A 16,484-nucleotide genomic window follows, 5' to 3' on the forward strand; every position below is an offset into this window, starting at 1 on the left:
GCGTCTCTGACTCAGTGATTGGCGTGCGTGCTGGCCATGGGCAGACCGGCGGCGCGGCGCGCGACTGCAAGGCGCTTGCGCATGGCGATTTCCTGCATGTCCAGCTCGCTGACCAGGCTGCGCAGCGATTCGTCGTTGATGCGATGGGCCTGTCTTTCGGCGTAGTAAAAGTCCCGCTCGGCATGAATGCACTCGATGCGGGTTTCGATCTCCATCACATAGCGCAGCTTGCGCTGGCGCACGACTTCGGGTGCTTCGCGCAGCAGCTCTATGCTCTGAGCAGCGCCGCTGCCGTCGTCGAGCAACTGGATGCGGTTGCGGTACTCCTGGGTCAGATGGCCGTTGACCTCCTGGCGCATCGCCACCCATTCGGGGTCGCGGCGCTGCATTTCCTCCTCGCTCAGCGTGAGCTTGGCCATGGCTGCCATGCAGGCCTGTTCGCGGGCCAGGCGCTCCTCGCGCACGGTGGGCGACTCCTCGTGCGGGGGCAGGTGGCGCAGCACGATGGGCAGGCCCACGGCACCGATCACCAGCGTGAACAAAATGGTGCCCGTGGCAAGAAAGACCAGCATGTCGCGGCCCGGGAAGGGCTGGCCGTTGTTCAGCAGCATGGGCACGGACAGCGCGCCGGCCAGCGTGACCGCGCCGCGAATGCCGGCCAGCGTGGTGGCCAGGTTCAGCAGCTTGGAGGGGCGTTCGGACATCTTGCCCTGGCGGTGGGCGCGCAGCAGCGAGCCATGCACACCCAGTACCAGCCAGATCCAGCGCATCAGCAGCAGCGCAAACGAAATCGCGGCCACATAGCCGACCAGAATCCACCAGTCATGGCCGGCCTGATGCAACGGCACGCCGATGATGGATGGCAACTGCAAGCCCAGCAGCAGGAAGATGGCGCCGTTGAAGGCAGCTTCCACCATGCTCCAGGTGCCTTCGGTCTGCAGGCGTTCGCTGATGTAGCTGCTGCGCTCCAGGTCTGCAAAATTGGTGGCGATGCCGGCGGCCACGGCAGCCAGAATGCCGGAGACACCGATTTTTTCACCCACGATATAGGCGGCAAAGGGCAGCAGCACCAGCAGCAACACCATTTGCGTGGCGGCTACGTCACCCAGACGGCGCGTGATGGTGCCTCGCGCATGGCTGAAGCCCCAGCCTATCAGCGCCCCCACACCCAGGCCGCCGACGGCCATCCAGGTGAATTCCTTGGCGACTTCGCCCCAGGAGAACATGCCAGTCAGCGTGGCTGCAATCGCAAACTTCAGCGCCACCAGGCCCGATGCGTCGTTGAGCAGCGACTCGCCCTCCAGCACATGCATGGTCTTCTCGGGCATGCCCAGATTGCGCGTGATGGCCGAAACGGCCACGGCATCGGTGGGCGAGATCACGGCGGCCAGGGCAAAGGCCACGGTCAGCGGAATCTCGGGAATCATCCAGTGGATGAGATAGCCCAGGCCCAGCACGGTGAACAGCACCAGGCCCAGGGCCAGCAGCAAGATCGGCTTGGCCAATGCAAAGAATTCACGCTTGGGGATGCGCCAGCCGTCGGCGAACAGCAGTGGCGGAATGAAGAGCAGCAGGAACAGCTCCGGGTCGAACGCGATGTGCAGACCGGCTTGCGGCCAGGCAATCAGCGCACCCAGCGCGATCTGAATCAGAGGCAGGGGGATGGCCCGGATATAGCGGGCCACAATGCCTGTCAGCGCTCCCAGCAGCAAGACAAGCAAAACGGTTTCAACAGCGTGCATGAGGCATTTTCTTCAACTGCCGTGGCAGTGTCGTGTCCGAGCAAGAAAAAAACCAAGTTCTCACATCAGTTATCAAGCGGCAAAGTACGAGCCGCAACCCATGAAACAGGCGTGTGCCAAGCACGGGACGGCCGGCAAGGGCCGCCCCGACGCGAGGCCGTCGTCCCCCTAGGGGGAAGCGGCGCAGCCGCTCAGGGGCAATCATTTTTTAAGGGCAAGCGATGAGCATTCTGGGTACACAACTGAATCCGCGTTCGGCAGATTTCCTGGCCAACGCTGCCGCCATGCAGGCGCTGGTCAATGAGCTGCACGCACGCTGCGATCAGAACGCACTGGGCGGCAATGAGGCGGCACGCGCCAAGCATGTGGCGCGCGGCAAGCTGCTGCCGCGAGAGCGCGTGCAGCGGCTGCTGGACCCCGGCACGCCGTTTCTGGAACTGTCGCCGCTGGCCGCGCTCAATATGTACAACAACGATGCGCCCGGCGCCGGCGTGATTGTCGGCGTGGGCCGCGTCAGCGGCGTGGACTGCATGATCGTCTGCAACGACGCCACCGTGAAGGGCGGAACCTACTACCCGATGACGGTGAAAAAGCATCTGCGCGCCCAGGAAGTGGCCGCACAGAACCGTCTGCCCTGCATCTATCTGGTGGACTCGGGCGGTGCCAACCTGCCCAATCAGGACGAGGTCTTCCCCGACCGCGAGCACTTCGGCCGCATCTTCTACAACCAGGCCAATATGAGCGCGCAGGGCATTGCCCAGATTGCCGTGGTCATGGGTTCGTGCACGGCAGGCGGCGCTTATGTGCCGGCCATGAGCGACGAGTCCATCATCGTCAAGAACCAGGGCACCATCTTTCTGGGCGGCCCTCCTCTGGTTAAGGCTGCCACCGGCGAGGTGGTCAGTGCCGAGGATCTGGGCGGCGGCGATGTGCACACGCGCCTGTCGGGCGTGGCCGACCATCTGGCCGAGAACGATCTGCATGCGCTGGCGCTGGCACGCCAGGCGGTGGCGAACCTGAACAAGGGCAAGCCCCAGTCGCTGACCGACCATGCGCCGGCCGCACCTCTCTTCGAGAGCGAAGAGCTGTATGGCGTGATTCCCGTCGATACGCGCAAGCCTTTCGATGTGCGCGAGATCATTGCCCGCATCGTGGACGGCAGCCAGTTCGACGAGTTCAAGGCCCGCTTCGGCAACACCCTGGTCTGCGGCTTTGCGCGCATCGAGGGCATGCAGGTCGGCATCATCGCCAACAACGGCATTCTGTTTTCCGAGTCGGCCGTCAAGGGCGCACACTTCATCGAGCTGTGCTGCCAGCGCAAGACTCCGTTGGTGTTCCTGCAGAACATCACGGGCTTTATGGTGGGCCGCAAATACGAGAACGAAGGCATTGCCCGCCACGGCGCCAAGCTGGTCACGGCCGTGGCCACGGCAGCGGTGCCCAAGTTCACCATCATCATCGGCGGCAGCTTTGGCGCGGGCAACTACGGCATGTGCGGCCGCGCCTATTCGCCCCGTTTCCTCTGGATGTGGCCCAACGCGCGCATCAGCGTCATGGGCGGCGAGCAGGCGGCCAGCGTGCTGGCCACCGTCAAGCGCGACGGCATCGAAGCCAAGGGAGGCAGCTGGAGTGCCGAAGAAGAGGAGCGCTTCAAGGCGCCCATCCGCCAGCAATATGAAGACCAGGGCCATCCCTATTACGCGACGGCGCGTCTGTGGGACGACGGCGTGATCGATCCCGCCGACACACGCCGCGTGCTGGCCCTGGGCCTGGCTGCCGCGCGCAATGCGCCGATTGAAGACACGCGCTTCGGCGTATTCCGCATGTAAGCGGGCAGAGGCTGCCAATCATGTCGCGTCGCCATTTCCTCACCTGCTTGCCGCCAGTCCTGCTGTCGGCTGCGCTGGCCATGCCCATGATGGAGCAGGCCAGGGCCGAAGTGCAGCAGTTCGATGCGCGCATTCCGGTCTGGGTGCCAGCGAGCGGCGATTCGCCCGCGCACAGTGCCGAGTTGGCAGGCCATGTCTATCGTCCTCATGGGCAGGGTCCTTGGGGGCTGATCGTGCTCAGCCATGGCACACCCAGCGGCAAAGAGGCGCGCGAAACCATGACCGATCGCTACGGTCCTCAGGCACGCGCTCTGGCCGAGCTGGGCTATGTGGTGGTGACGGGCTTGCGCCGCGGCTATGGCGCATCGGACGGCCCTCTGGCCGATCGCTACGGCAGCTGTGATGCCCCCGATTACGCCCATGCGGCCCAGGAAGCAGCGCGCGATGTGGCGGCCATCATGACTTACGGGCAAAAGCTGCCCTATGTCGATGGCTCGCATGTGCTGCTGCTGGGCAAGTCTGCCGGCGGCTTTGCGTCGCTGGCTCTGGCGGCGCAGCAGCCCGCGGGCTTGCGCGGCGTCGTCAACTTTGCTGGCGGCCGGGGCTCACAGCCGCAGATGCGCGAGAAAGCCGCGGTTTGCGGCGAGGCGCAACTGCTCAAGACCGTGGCCGGCTTTGCGGCCACCAGTCGTGTGCCCCAGCTGTGGATCTATGCCGAGAACGATAGCTACTTTCGCCCGCCGCTGGTGCGCAAGATGGCGCAAAGCTATCTGGCCGCAGGCCAGAACCTGAAACTGGTGTTTGCTCCATCCAGCGGCGCGGAGGGACACCAGTTCTTTGACCGGGCCGCCAATATCGGGCAATGGTTGCCGCAGGTCCGTGAATTCCTGATGCTGCAGCTGCCGGGTACGGCGGCTGCGCAACTGCAAAGCCCTAACTCACTGGGAGACAAGCCATGACTGCTTTGACTTTGACCGTGGACGGCGGCATCGCCCGCGTCACGCTGGCTCAGCCCGCCATTCGCAACGCCTTCAGCGATGCGGCGATTGCCGAGATCACCGCCGCCTTCCTCCAGGTCGGCGAGCGTGCCGATGTGCGCGCCGTGGTGCTGGCCGCCGAAGGACCCGCATTCTGCGCGGGCGCGGACCTGAACTGGATGCGCCGCATGGCTGATTACTCGCGCGACGAAAACCGCGTCGATGCGGGCCTGCTGGCCGAGATGCTGCGCGTCATCTACGAATGCCCCAAACCCACGATTGCGCGTGTGCAGGGCGATGTCTATGCGGGCGGCATGGGCCTGGTGGCCTGCTGCGATATGGCGGTGGCGGCCGACACGGCGGGCTTTTGCCTCAGCGAGGTCAAGATCGGCCTGATTCCCGCCACCATCAGCCCCTATGTGATCCGCGCCATGGGTGCCAGGGCCGCGCACCGCTACTTTCTCACGGGCGAGCGCTTTTCGGCGCAGGAGGCGCATCGCATCGGCTATGTGCATGAGGTGGTCGATGCCGACGGGCTGGATGCTGTGGTCGACGGCTGGCTCAAGCATTTGCTGAGCGCTGGCCCCGCCGCTGTGCGGGCCTGCAAGCGCCTGGTCCTGGACATGGCCGAGCGCGAGATCAGCGAGCAGCTGATTGCGGCGACCGTGGAGTCCATTGCCACCATCCGCGCCAGCAGCGAAGGCAAGGAAGGCGTGCAGGCTTTTCTCAACAAGCGCAAACCCAACTGGCTGCCCGGATGAGATGACAAACCTTGTGTCCGGGGCGCTTTAGAGTCCGGGCGAGACATAGGGAATGAACACCATGGATATCTGGCAAACCATCATCGACTGGCTGCACCGCATCGGCCTGCATATCGACCCCGAAACGGCCAGGGCCGTGGGCGATGCTGCTGGCCAGGTCGGGGATGTGGCCGCCAGGGCCGGGCAGGCCGTGGGGCAGATGGACATGGCCTCGATGCTTGCGCTGGCCGCGGCTCTGGGCTGGGCCAGCGGCTTTCGCCTGTATGCCGTGGTGTTCGCCGTGGGCCTGCTGGGTGCAAGTGGTCTGATGCCGCTGCCCGGTGGTCTGCATGTGCTGCAGCACCCCATGGTGCTGGTCATCAGCGGCGGTCTGCTGTTCGTGGAGTTCTTTGCCGACAAGATTCCCGTGGTCGATTCGGTCTGGGACCTGTTCCAGAGCGTGCTGCGCATTCCCGCCGGGGCGGCGCTGGCGGCCTCGGTCTTTGCTGCCGACAGCACCACCATGGCCATGGCTGCCGCCTTGATGGGCGGAACGCTGGCCGCGACCAGCCAGGCGGCCAAGACCACCACGCGTGCCCTCATCAACACCTCGCCCGAACCGTTCTCCAACGTGGGAGCCAGTCTGGCTGAGGACACGGTGTCGCTGGGCGCCATCTGGCTGGCGCTGACCAACCCGCTGGTGTTTGCCGCCGTGCTGCTGGTCGTGGTGATTGCGATGTGGCTGGTGATCTGGGCGCTTTGGCGCTTTCTCAAGGCGATTTTTCGACGCCTGCGCGGCACTGGCGATGCGCAGGATCCATTGCAAAAAACATAGCTGCTTGCGTTTGATGGATATGCGCTGAGTGGTGATTTGACCGATAAACGGAGACGATATGTTCAAGAAAATTCTGATTGCCAATCGCGGTGAAATCGCCTGCCGTGTGGCCGCCACCGCCCGTCGCATGGGTGTGAAGACCGTGGCTGTGTATTCCGATGCCGATGCTCGGGCCAAGCATGTCGCGGCCTGCGACGAGGCCGTGCACATCGGCGGCAGCGCGCCCAAGGACAGCTATCTGCGCTGGGAGCGCATTCTGGAGGCCGCCCAGGCCACGGGGGCCGAAGCCATTCACCCCGGCTATGGCTTTCTCTCCGAGAACGAGGACTTTGCCAACGCCTGCGCAGCGGCCGGCCTGGTCTTCATCGGCCCGCCCGCCAGCGCGATTCGCGCCATGGGTCTCAAGGCCGAGTCCAAGCAGCTGATGGAAAAGGCCGGCGTGCCGCTGGTGCCCGGCTACCACGGCGCAGGACAGGACCCTGCCATGCTGCACAAGGAGGCCGATCGCATCGGCTATCCCGTGCTCATCAAGGCCAGCGCGGGCGGCGGCGGCAAGGGCATGCGCCTGGTGGAAAAGAGCGAGGACTTTGCAGCCTCGCTGGAGTCCTGCAAGCGCGAGGCCATCAACAGCTTCGGCAACGATGCCGTGCTGATCGAGAAGTACGTGCTGCGCCCGCGCCATATCGAGATTCAGGTGTTTGGCGATACACAGGGCAACTGCGTCTATCTGTTCGAGCGCGACTGCTCGGTGCAGCGCCGCCACCAGAAGGTGCTCGAGGAAGCGCCGGCGCCGGGCATGACTGCCGCGCTGCGCCAGAAGATGGGCGAGGCCGCCGTGGCCGCCGCCAAGGCCGTGAACTATGTGGGCGCGGGCACGGTGGAATTCATCGTCGAGCAGCCCGGCGGCTACGACCAGCCCGAAGCCATGAAGTTCTACTTCATGGAAATGAACACCCGGTTGCAGGTGGAGCACCCCGTGACCGAAGCCATCACCGGCGAGGATCTGGTGCGGTGGCAGCTGCTGGTGGCTTCGGGGCTGCCTTTGCCCAAGGCGCAGTCGGAGCTCCGTATTCTGGGGCATGCCATCGAGGCGCGCATCTGCGCCGAGAACCCCGAGAACAACTTCCTGCCTGCTACCGGCCATCTGGCCGTCTATCGCAAGCCCGTGTGCAGCAGCTTCGAGATCAGCGACGTGCGCGTGGACGACGGCGTGCGCGAGGGGGATGCGATCAGCCCCTTCTACGACTCCATGATCGCCAAGCTCATCGTCCATGGCGAGGACCGCGCCCAGGCGCTGGCGCGTCTGGACGCGGCGCTGGCCCAGACCCATATCGTGGGCCTGACGACCAATGTGCAGTTTCTGCGCCAGGTGGTGAAGAGCCAGGCTTTCTCCAATGCCCTGCTTGATACCGCGCTGATCGAGCGCGAGCGCGAGGCCTTGTTCGGCAAGGATTTCGTGGGTCGCGACCTCGCCGTTGCCGCCGCCATGGCCTGGCAACTGCAGGGCGAGCAGGCAGGCCAGGGCGTCGACCCCTTCAGCCGCCGCGACGGCTGGCGCATGTCGGGTCGCTATGTGCGCTCCTTCGGCTTTGCCTACCGCGGCGAGGACTTCACGGCCGGCCTGGCCTATGGCCGCGGCACGCAGGCGGCGCAGACCTATCAGCTCGGCATTGGCGAGGGCGAGAGCCGCAGCGATGCCGCGCTGCAGTGGCGCGCATTGGCCGACGGGCGGCTGGAACTGGGTCTGGACGGCAAGCGCACGGTGGTCGTGGTCCATGCACAGGGCGACCAGCTGTCCATCTTCACCGAGGCGGGCAGCACCCAGATCACCGTGGTCGACCAGCTGGCGCACGCCGGCGATACCGGCCATGAAGGCGGCCGCCTGACGGCGCCCATGCCGGGCAAGGTGGTGTCGTTCACGGTCAAGGCCGGCGACAAGGTCAGCAAGGGCCAGCCGCTGGCGGTGATGGAAGCCATGAAGATGGAGCACACGATTGCCGCCCCCGGTGATGGCGTGGTGCTGGAGCTGCTGTATGTGCCTGGCGACCAGGTCAGCGAAGGCGCCGAGCTGCTGCGCATCGAGGTGGCCGCCTGATCCGGCCAGGGTTGAACTGTTTAACAAAATGAGCGGCTTGCGCCCGACCATCCATGAATTCAGTAACTTTCAATGATGAAATCAAGACAGGTAAGGCGCAAGAAGCTTCTTTTTTGATAGCGGTCCATTTGCCATTCGCGTCTGCAGCGGGCATGGCAAAGCGTTAGGCTTGGCATCCATGAAAGTCTTATTTTGCTGTGACGATACGCGGCCGGAACCCTGGCTCAAAGGTTTGCATGACGCGCTGCCGGGCGCGGAGATTGCCATCTGGGAGCCGGGCGCGCCCCAGGCCGACTACGCACTGGTCTGGGCGCCGCCCCAGCAGTTCCTCGACGAGCAGGCGGCCGGCCTGAAGGCCATGTTCAACATCGGCGCGGGCGTGGATGCCTTGCTGCCGCTGCGCATTCCCGCCGCGCTGCCCGTCTACCGCCTCGAAGATGCGGGCATGGCCGTGCAGATGGCCGAGTATGTGGCCCAGGCCGTGATCCGCTTCTTTCGTGGCCTTGATCAGTACGAGGCCGATATGGCGCAAGGCCTGTGGCAGCACCAGCGCAACCCCAGGCGGGTGGACTATCCCGTGGGCGTGATGGGCCTGGGCAAGATGGGCGAGCGCGTGGCCAGGGCGCTGACGGTGTTTGATTTCAAGGTCAATGGCTGGAGCCGCTCGCCGCGCGAGCTGCAGGGCGTCAAATGCTTCAGCGGCATGGACAGTCTGGACCGCTTTCTGTCCGAGACGCGCATTCTGGTCAATCTGCTGCCTCTGCACGACGAAACCCGCGACATCATCAACGCCCGCACGCTGGCGCTGCTGCAGCCCGGCGCCTATGTGATCAACGTGGGGCGCGGCGGCCATGTGGTCGATGCCGACCTGATTGCGCAGATTGAGTCCGGCCATGTCAGCGGCGCCATGCTGGACGTGTTCCGCGAGGAGCCGCTGCCCGAGAATCACCCGTTCTGGAAGCAGTCCAGAATCATCCTCACCCCCCATACCTCGGCCCGTACGTTGGCGGCGGACAGCATTGCCCAGATCGTGGGCAAGGTCGCCGCCATGAGCCGGGGCGAGCCCGTCACAGGTCGAGTCGATCTGAGTAAGGGTTATTGATAGCAAGGAGACAAGAATGAAATACCCCGCACGCGTCAAGATCATCGATGTGGGCCCGCGCGACGGCCTGCAGAACGAAAAGCAGCCTGTGCCTGCCGCCGTCAAGATCGAGCTGGTGCAGCGCCTGCAGGACGCCGGCCTCAAGGAAATCGAGGTCACCAGCTATGTGTCGCCCAAATGGGTGCCGCAGATGGCAGACAACGCCGAGGTGATGGCGGGCATCGCGCGCAAAGCCGGGGTGCTGTATTCGGTGCTCACGCCGAATCTCAAGGGCTTTGAAGCCGCGCTGGCCCGCAAGCCTGACGAGATCGTGGTGTTCGGCGCGGCCAGCGAGGCTTTCAGCCAGCGCAACATCAACTGCTCGATTGCCGAGAGCATTGAGCGCTTTGCGCCCGTGGTGCAGGCGGCGCTTGAGGCCGGCATTGCCGTGCGCGGCGCCATGAGCTGCACAGTGGGCTGCCCCTACGAAGGCGAGATCGCGCCCGAGAAGGTGGGCTACCTGGCCGGGCTGATGAAGAACATCGGCGTGCAGCGCGTGGACGTGGCCGACACCATCGGCGTGGGCACGCCCGTCAAGGTGCAAAAGGCGCTGGAAGCCACGCTGGCGCACTTCGATCTCGACCAGGTGTCCGGCCATTTCCACGATACCTACGGCCAGGCCCTGAGCAACACGCTGGCGGCGCTGGATCTGGGGGTCTGGAACTTCCAGTCCTCGGTTGCGGGTCTGGGCGGCTGCCCCTATGCCAAGGGCGCCACGGGCAATGTGGCCACCGAAGACGTGGTCTATCTGTTGCAGGGCATGGGCATAGAGACCGGCATCGACCTCGACAAGCTGATCGACGCGGGCCAGTTCATCAGCGAGCACCTGGGCCGCCCCACGCAGTCGCGCGTGGCCAAGGCCTTGCTGACCAAGCGCGCGGGTTGAGGCCGGGCCTGGCCAAACCCGGCCCGGAACGGGCAGGGCAGGCACGGGCGTTGTTACCATCGCCGCCATGCAAGCAAGATCACGTTTTTCGCTGGCCCTGTGTCTGGCGGCAGTTGCCCTGCTGGGCGGCTGCGCCGGCATGGATGCCCAGGAGTGCAAGGATACGGACTGGGCCTATCTGGGCCAGTTGGACGCCATGGATGGCAAGCAGGACATCACCACCCGGGCCAAGCGCCATTTCCGTACCTGCAAGGACAACGGCGTGCAGATGGATGTGCGGGCCTATCAGCAGGGCTGGCAGCAGGGACTGCGGGGTTTTTGCACGGCTGAAAGCGGCAAGGCTTTTGCCGAGACGGGCCGCAAATACCAGTATGGCTACTGCCCAGCGCAGGTGGAGCCTGCCTTTTTGCAGGGCTATGGCCCGGTGCGCGAGCGGCTGGACATGCAGGAAGAAATGGCCCAGTTGCTGCGACGCATCGACATGAAGAAAAAAGAGCTGCGCGAAGCACGCAGTGCCAAGAACAGCTCCAGTCATATTGCTTATGTGGAGAAAGACTTGCGTGATCTGAATATCGAGTTGCTGCAACTGCGCTTCAAGCTCGCGCAGATGCCGCCCAAGTAAGCGCAGCCGCAGATGCAGACAGCAGCAGATTTCATTGCGGCACTGGATGTCGACGAATCCGTCAAGGCCGTGCAGCTGGAGCCGATCTCGCGCGCACTCATGCCCTGGCTGCAGCGGGCGCCAGCGGCCGAGGTCAAGCAACTGGCGCAGGCGCTGCTGGCGGGTAATACGCGCTGGCATGTGACTCTGCACGACACGTTGTCCTGGCTGGCCGACGACGACTGGCCGGCGCTGGTGGCCGCAGCCCTGCAATCGGCCCAGGCGCGCGGCAGCATGAGCGAGGCAGAGCGCACGGTGCTGGAAGCCGCCAGCTATCAACAGCCCGAACTCATCAAGCCTTTGATCGCGCCCCTTGCAGAGCTGGATTGCGATGTCGAGCGGTTTGAGGCTGAAGCTCAGGTGCAGAGTGTGCAAGCAGCTATGCATTTGATATTCCCTGCGCGCTATCTGGATCACGCAATTGCCTGGATTCCCCGGCACTGGCACCCCAGCTGGAATCTGCAGCACAGCCCTGAACGCTATCGCTTTGGCGGCGCGGGCGCAGGCAACTGCCAGCATTGCGGCGAGCCGCTGCAGCACCTGATCAGCTTGCTGGCCGGCAAGGTATTTGGCAGCGATCAGCCTGCTGACCAAACCGTGCATCTGCAGCTATGCCTGTCCTGCATGGAAAGCGGCGTGGGCGAGCTGCATTACCGCCACGATGAAGCAGGCCAGGCGCATTGCCTGAACGCGGCCGCAGATGGTCAGCTGCAGGAGCCGGACTGGGAGTACGGGCCTTTGCGCGCTACCGAGGTGGCACTGGCAGAAACGCCCGCACGCTGGCAGCGCCAGGATTGGGGCCAGTCCAACGGCCGCGAGAATCTGTACCGCGTGGGGGGCGAGCCTGCGTGGATTCAATCGCCCTGGCAGCCGCTGTGCACCTGCTGCGGCCAGAGCATGCGCTTTGTGCTGCAGCTGGATTCTCAGATTCCGCAGGCTGATGGTGCGGACGCTCATTACTGGGGCAGCGGCGGCATGCTTTACGGCTTTGCCTGTACGCCTTGCGCGTGCAGCGCCTTCATCACTCAGTACACTTGATGCACGGGGCGCGGTGGGCGCTCTTTCTTCGAGAGTTTGTATGTGTGGATCAGAACTTCACGCGCTGCCTGAAGGCGTGCAGCGCGTCAGCCGCTTTTTGCAGGATGCCGGTCATCCGCATGCGCCGCAGATGCTGGATGGCGCGGCCCGCACTGCACAGGAGGCGGCCGATCAGCTCAGCATTCTGGTCGGGCAGGTGGCCAAGAGCATCATCTTCAAGCGCAGGAGCGATGGCGCGGCCGTGCTGGTCGTGACCTCGGGCGACAAGCGGGTCGATGAAACGAAAGTGACGCAACTGGTGGGCAAGGTCGGCCGCGCCGACGCGGATTTCGTCAAGTCCAGCACCGGCTTTTCGATCGGCGGCGTCAGCCCCGTGGCCCATGCCACCAAGGTCGTCACCTTGATGGATGCCGAGCTGCAACGCTTCGAGACCGTGTGGGCCGCAGCAGGCCATCCGCACGGTGTGTTTCCCGCATCGCCTGCACAGCTGCAGGCGCTGACTGCCGCCCCCTGGTCGGACGTGGTGGAGCAGGCATGAGTACCGAACTTCTTCAGGAACAGCAGGCTCAGCAGGCTCAGCAGGCTCAGCAGCTGGCGCAACTGGCTGCCAAGGCCGAGGTGGCCCTGGTCTGGGCCGAGGCCGACCAGCCCGTGGCTTCGCCCTGCATCAACGTCTGCCGCATGACGCAGGACCGCAGCCATTGCCAGGGCTGCTTCAGAACCATTGACGAGATTCGCGCCTGGTCCAAGGGCGATGCCGAGCTGCGTCTGCAGATCTGGAGCCAGCTGCTGCAGCGTGCAGGTCTCGAGGACCCGCGCAAAGCCGAGATCTGATCACCCTTTGAGGAGAGTCGACATGAAGCACATCACCTGTTATCTGGACTTTGTGTCGCCCTATGCATGGCTGGCGCTGGAGCAGATGCCCAAGGCGCTGCAAGGGCTCAGCTATCACGTGGATTACCGCCCGGTGCTGCTGGGGGCCTTGCTGCAAGGCAATGCCAACCCCGGACCGGCCGGGATTCCGGCCAAGAGACTGTGGACCTACAGACATGTGAGCTGGCTCGGCCATGCGCTGGGCGTGGAGTTGCAGATGCCGGCCCGGCATCCGTTCAAGCCGTTGCCGCTGCTGCGGCTGGCGCTGGCCCATGGACGTGAAGGCAGCATCAACCGCTTTGTGGCGCAGGCGGTGATGCAGCATGTCTGGCAGGGCGGCCATGAGGCCAATGATGCGCAGCGCCTGCAGGAGCTGCGCGAGAAGTTGAAGGAGCAGCTGCGCCATGAGGAGGACGGTGCCGAGGTCAAGCAATGGCTGCGCAGCAATACGGAGCAGGCGCAGCAGGCCGGCGTATTCGGCGTGCCGGCCTGGGTGGTGGACGGCCATGTGTTCTGGGGCCTGGACGGCCTGCCCATGCTGCAGGCCTATCTGCGTGGCGACGACTGGTTTGCGCAGCAGTGGGAGGCCGCGGCCGGCGTGCCCTCGGGGCTGGAGTAGGGCGGCAGGTGTAGGGCGGCAGGTGTGGAGCCGGAGCCGGGATCGACACGCAGGACGGTGCTTTCTCCCTGGCATCGGCCATGGCGCCTAGGCGACGCCGGGCGTGGCAGGCCTTGCATAAGCTGGAGCGGTTTTTTATGGCCATCAAGGAGACCGCACCATGGATACCCAGCAGATGTTTTCGCTCAAGGGCCGCACGGCTCTTGTCACCGGTGGTTCGCGCGGCATCGGCCGCATGATCGCCGAAGGCTTTGTGCGCCAGGGTGCGCGCGTGTACATCTCGGCGCGCAAGGCCGAGGCCTGCGACCAGACGGCGCGCGAGCTGTCGCAGCTGGGCCACTGCGTTTCGCTGCCCGCCGACGTGTCCACCACGGACGGCGTGAAGTCGCTGGTCGATGCCTATGCGGCGCACGAAGGCGAGCTGGGCATCCTCGTCAACAACGCGGGCGCGGCCTGGGGCGCGCCCTATGACGAATTTCCCGAAAGCGGCTGGGACAAGGTCGTGGACCTGAACATGAAGTCGCCCTTCTTCCTGACCCAGGCGCTCACGCCCATGCTGCGCAAGTCGGCCGCGGGCGCGCAGCTGGCCAAGGTCATCAACATTGCCTCCATTGACGGCGTCTCGGTCAACCCCTGGGAGACCTACTCCTACGCGGCCAGCAAGGCCGGCCTGATCCACCTGACCAAGCGCATGGCCCTGCGCCTGGCGCCTGAGCGCATCGTGGTCAGCGCCATCGCGCCCGGTCCGTTCGCCTCGGAGATGAACAAGGACGCGCGCGACCATGCGGACGAGGCCGCGGGGCGCGTGCCTCTGGGCCGTATCGGCGAGCCCGAGGATATGGCCGGCGCCGCCATCTTCCTGGCCTCGCGCGCCGGCGACTATGTGGTGGGCTCCACCCTGGTTGTGGACGGCGGCTGCGCCTGGGCGCGCTGAGCTCACCGAGCGCATCCATTGCATAAAAAGATAGCTTCTATCGATTGATGGATAAGTAACTCAGATATAAAAATATCTGAAATTCAATTCCAATAAGCGGTAAAAGCTATTGTTTTTGAATCTTCATTCCGACAAGAATGAATCCTCTCGGGGCCGGTTTTCTGCCTTCAGGGATGCCACTGCGTGGCGCGCACAGGGCTGGCGGCCGGCGTGGCGGAGTTGCCGGCCAGCGCATAGGACAGCTTGTTGGCTGCGGCGATCACGGTCCGGGCCAGGGCTTCGAGTCTGGCCTCGGGCAGGCGCGATGCAGGGCCCGAGATGCAGACCGATCCCATGAGCCGCCAGTGCATGCCGAACACTGGCGCCGAGACCGTAGCCACACCCAGCTCGCGCTCGCCGATGGAGCAGTGGTAGCCTTTTTGGCGGATCTGCTCGTAGATCTCGCCGGGCTCGCCCGAGAACGCCAGGATGACGCGGCCCGGCGAGCCCTTGTCCAGAGGCAAGCCCTCGCCCATGCGCGCATGGTGGCGCAGGGCCTGCGGCCCTTCCACGCGTACCAGGCAGGTACGCACATGGCCCTCGCGCACGTAGAAGGCGGCGCTTTCGCCGCTGAGCTGGGTGAGCTCGCGCAGCGCGGGCTCCAGCACGTTCTGCACATCGAAGCCCGCCTGGTAGCGCGCGCCCAGCCAGCCCGAGGAAGGGCCCAGCCGCCATTCCCCGTCCTCGCGCTGCACCATGTAGCCCGACCGGGCCAGCGTGCGCGCCAGCCGCAGCACCGTGGTCTTGTGCAGGCCGCAGCGCCGGCTGAGTTCGGCCAGAGAAAGATGCGATTCGCCCAGCGCAAAGGCCTCGAGCAGCTGCAGTGCGCGGGTGACGGCAATGACGCCGTCGCCGGTCTTCTGTGCGGATTGGGTGGGGTTGCTCATGGTGCAATGCGTTTCATTGTGCGAAACAGCATTGTATGGGCTGAAACGTTTGCCTAAAGTCGCCTCCAGCGGTTGGGGATTCCGGCCGCACGCATCAGAACACGCTTCAAAGCGACCAACAGGAGACAACAGATGAACTTTCGCCCGCTTTCGCGCGCCCTGCATGCTGCCGTGCTCGGCTTCGTGGCCGTAGTCACCCCCTTCGCTGGCGCGCTGGCGCAGCCCGCCTATCCGGCCAAGCCGATCCGCCTGATCGTGCCGTTCCCGCCCGGCGGCGGCACGGACATGATTGCGCGCACCGTGGCCCAGAAGATGGCCGAGCAGAACAAGTGGAGCGTGGTGGTGGACAACCGCCCCGGCGCCGGCGGCAACCTGGGCGTGGACGCTGCGGCCAAGGCCGCGCCCGATGGCTACACCCTGGTCATGGGCCAGACCAGCAATCTCGCCATCAACCCCTGGCTCTACGCCAAGCTGCCCTACGACCCGATCAGGAGCCTGGCGCCCGTGGTCCTGGTGTCCTCTGCGCCCATCGTCATGGCCGCTCCTGCCAACACGCCCTACAAGACCTTTGCCGAGCTGGTGACGGCGGCCAAGGCCAGGCCCGACGGCATCACCCTGGGCTATTCGGGTAACGGCACCGTGGCCCATCTGGCGGGCGAGCAGGCCCAGAAGATCTCGGGCATGAGCCTGCGCCATGTGCCCTACAAGGGAGCAGGCCAGGCCATGACGGACCTGGTGGGCGGACAGATCGACCTGTACATGTCCGCCATTCCCACACTGCTGGGCCAGGTGCGCAACGGCAAGCTGCGGCCCATTGTCGTGACCTCGCTGGCGCGCTCCAGCCAGCTGCCCGACACGCCCACGCTGGCCGAGCTCGGCTACAAGGACTTCGAGGCCAGCTCCTGGTACGGCGTGCTGGCGCCCGCGGGCACGCCCGAGGCCATCGTGCAGCAGCTCAACAAGGCCATCAACCTGGCCCTGAAGCAGCCCGATGTGGCCGAGAAGCTGCGCTCCGAGGGCGGCGACGTGCTGGGCGGCACGCCTCAGGCCTTTGCCCAGTTGCTGCGCACCGAGGTGCCGCGCTGGGGCCGCATCGTCAAGGACTCGGGCGCCAGCCTGGACTGAGGCCGATCACTCCACCGCGCCACCGCGCCGACAAACCACCCACCCAGCACACCTGCCGCGCCA

Annotated in this window: 16 protein-coding genes; 14 read left to right on the forward strand and 2 right to left on the reverse strand. The window is 65.1% G+C overall.

Annotation, left to right across the window (positions count from 1 at the left end):
• Positions 1–11 precede the first annotated feature (11 nt).
• The gene (locus tag DFO48_RS04780; protein ID WP_114862728.1) at positions 12–1,742 is read right to left on the reverse strand and encodes a Na+/H+ antiporter; all 1,731 of its coding nucleotides are present in this window, start codon (positions 1,740–1,742) and stop codon (positions 12–14) included.
• A gap of 221 nt (positions 1,743–1,963) precedes the next feature.
• Here DFO48_RS04780 and DFO48_RS04785 point away from each other — a divergent pair, with 221 nt between their 5' ends.
• The 13 genes from DFO48_RS04785 (at position 1,964) to DFO48_RS04845 (ending at position 14,370) form a co-directional block, all read left to right on the forward strand.
• Positions 1,964–3,571, forward strand: coding sequence for a carboxyl transferase domain-containing protein (locus tag DFO48_RS04785; RefSeq protein ID WP_114862729.1), 1,608 nt, complete (start codon positions 1,964–1,966; stop codon positions 3,569–3,571).
• Positions 3,572–3,591: 20 nt separating this feature from the next.
• Positions 3,592–4,530, forward strand: a complete 939-nt coding sequence (locus DFO48_RS04790; RefSeq protein ID WP_003073122.1) for a S9 family peptidase — start codon at positions 3,592–3,594, stop codon at positions 4,528–4,530.
• The gene (locus DFO48_RS04795; RefSeq protein ID WP_003059063.1) at positions 4,527–5,309 is read left to right on the forward strand and encodes an enoyl-CoA hydratase/isomerase family protein; all 783 of its coding nucleotides are present in this window, start codon (positions 4,527–4,529) and stop codon (positions 5,307–5,309) included. The genes DFO48_RS04790 and DFO48_RS04795 overlap by 4 nt, the downstream gene beginning before the upstream one ends.
• A gap of 61 nt (positions 5,310–5,370) precedes the next feature.
• Positions 5,371–6,123 (forward strand): DUF4126 domain-containing protein, encoded by a 753-nt coding sequence (locus tag DFO48_RS04800; protein ID WP_114862730.1) that lies wholly within the window; start codon positions 5,371–5,373, stop codon positions 6,121–6,123.
• Positions 6,124–6,181: 58 nt separating this feature from the next.
• Positions 6,182–8,218, forward strand: a complete 2,037-nt coding sequence (locus DFO48_RS04805) for an acetyl/propionyl/methylcrotonyl-CoA carboxylase subunit alpha (protein ID WP_114862731.1) — start codon at positions 6,182–6,184, stop codon at positions 8,216–8,218.
• A gap of 178 nt (positions 8,219–8,396) precedes the next feature.
• Entirely contained in the window at positions 8,397–9,320 is a 924-nt protein-coding gene (locus tag DFO48_RS04810) for a glyoxylate/hydroxypyruvate reductase A (RefSeq protein ID WP_114862732.1), read from the forward strand.
• A 16-nt stretch (positions 9,321–9,336) separates the two neighbouring features.
• Positions 9,337–10,245 carry a hydroxymethylglutaryl-CoA lyase gene (locus DFO48_RS04815; RefSeq protein ID WP_114862733.1) on the forward strand — a complete coding sequence of 303 codons (909 nt, stop codon included), beginning with the start codon at positions 9,337–9,339 and terminating at the stop codon, positions 10,243–10,245.
• Between the two features lie 67 nt (positions 10,246–10,312).
• The gene (locus DFO48_RS04820) at positions 10,313–10,867 is read left to right on the forward strand and encodes a DUF2799 domain-containing protein (RefSeq protein WP_199406953.1); all 555 of its coding nucleotides are present in this window, start codon (positions 10,313–10,315) and stop codon (positions 10,865–10,867) included.
• Between the two features lie 12 nt (positions 10,868–10,879).
• A complete protein-coding gene (locus tag DFO48_RS04825; RefSeq protein ID WP_114862734.1) occupies positions 10,880–11,944 on the forward strand; it encodes a hypothetical protein in 1,065 nt (354 codons plus the stop codon).
• A 40-nt stretch (positions 11,945–11,984) separates the two neighbouring features.
• Entirely contained in the window at positions 11,985–12,482 is a 498-nt protein-coding gene (locus DFO48_RS04830; protein WP_003073107.1) for a YbaK/EbsC family protein, read from the forward strand.
• Positions 12,479–12,778, forward strand: a complete 300-nt coding sequence (locus DFO48_RS04835) for a DUF1289 domain-containing protein (RefSeq protein WP_114862735.1) — start codon at positions 12,479–12,481, stop codon at positions 12,776–12,778. The genes DFO48_RS04830 and DFO48_RS04835 overlap by 4 nt, the downstream gene beginning before the upstream one ends.
• 22 nt (positions 12,779–12,800) lie before the next feature.
• Complete coding sequence (locus DFO48_RS04840) at positions 12,801–13,436, forward strand: DsbA family protein (RefSeq protein ID WP_114862736.1); 636 nt, start codon at positions 12,801–12,803, stop codon at positions 13,434–13,436.
• A 160-nt stretch (positions 13,437–13,596) separates the two neighbouring features.
• Entirely contained in the window at positions 13,597–14,370 is a 774-nt protein-coding gene (locus DFO48_RS04845; RefSeq protein WP_114862737.1) for a glucose 1-dehydrogenase, read from the forward strand.
• Between the two features lie 167 nt (positions 14,371–14,537).
• Here the strand turns inward: DFO48_RS04845 and DFO48_RS04850 are convergent, their stop codons facing one another.
• Positions 14,538–15,296 (reverse strand): IclR family transcriptional regulator, encoded by a 759-nt coding sequence (locus DFO48_RS04850; RefSeq protein ID WP_003073099.1) that lies wholly within the window; start codon positions 15,294–15,296, stop codon positions 14,538–14,540.
• Between the two features lie 132 nt (positions 15,297–15,428).
• Here DFO48_RS04850 and DFO48_RS04855 point away from each other — a divergent pair, with 132 nt between their 5' ends.
• Complete coding sequence (locus tag DFO48_RS04855; RefSeq protein WP_114862738.1) at positions 15,429–16,421, forward strand: tripartite tricarboxylate transporter substrate binding protein; 993 nt, start codon at positions 15,429–15,431, stop codon at positions 16,419–16,421.
• Positions 16,422–16,484: the final 63 nt, after the last annotated feature.

Source organism: Comamonas sp. AG1104, from assembly GCF_003350425.1.
Classification (GTDB): domain Bacteria; phylum Pseudomonadota; class Gammaproteobacteria; order Burkholderiales; family Burkholderiaceae_C; genus Comamonas; species Comamonas testosteroni.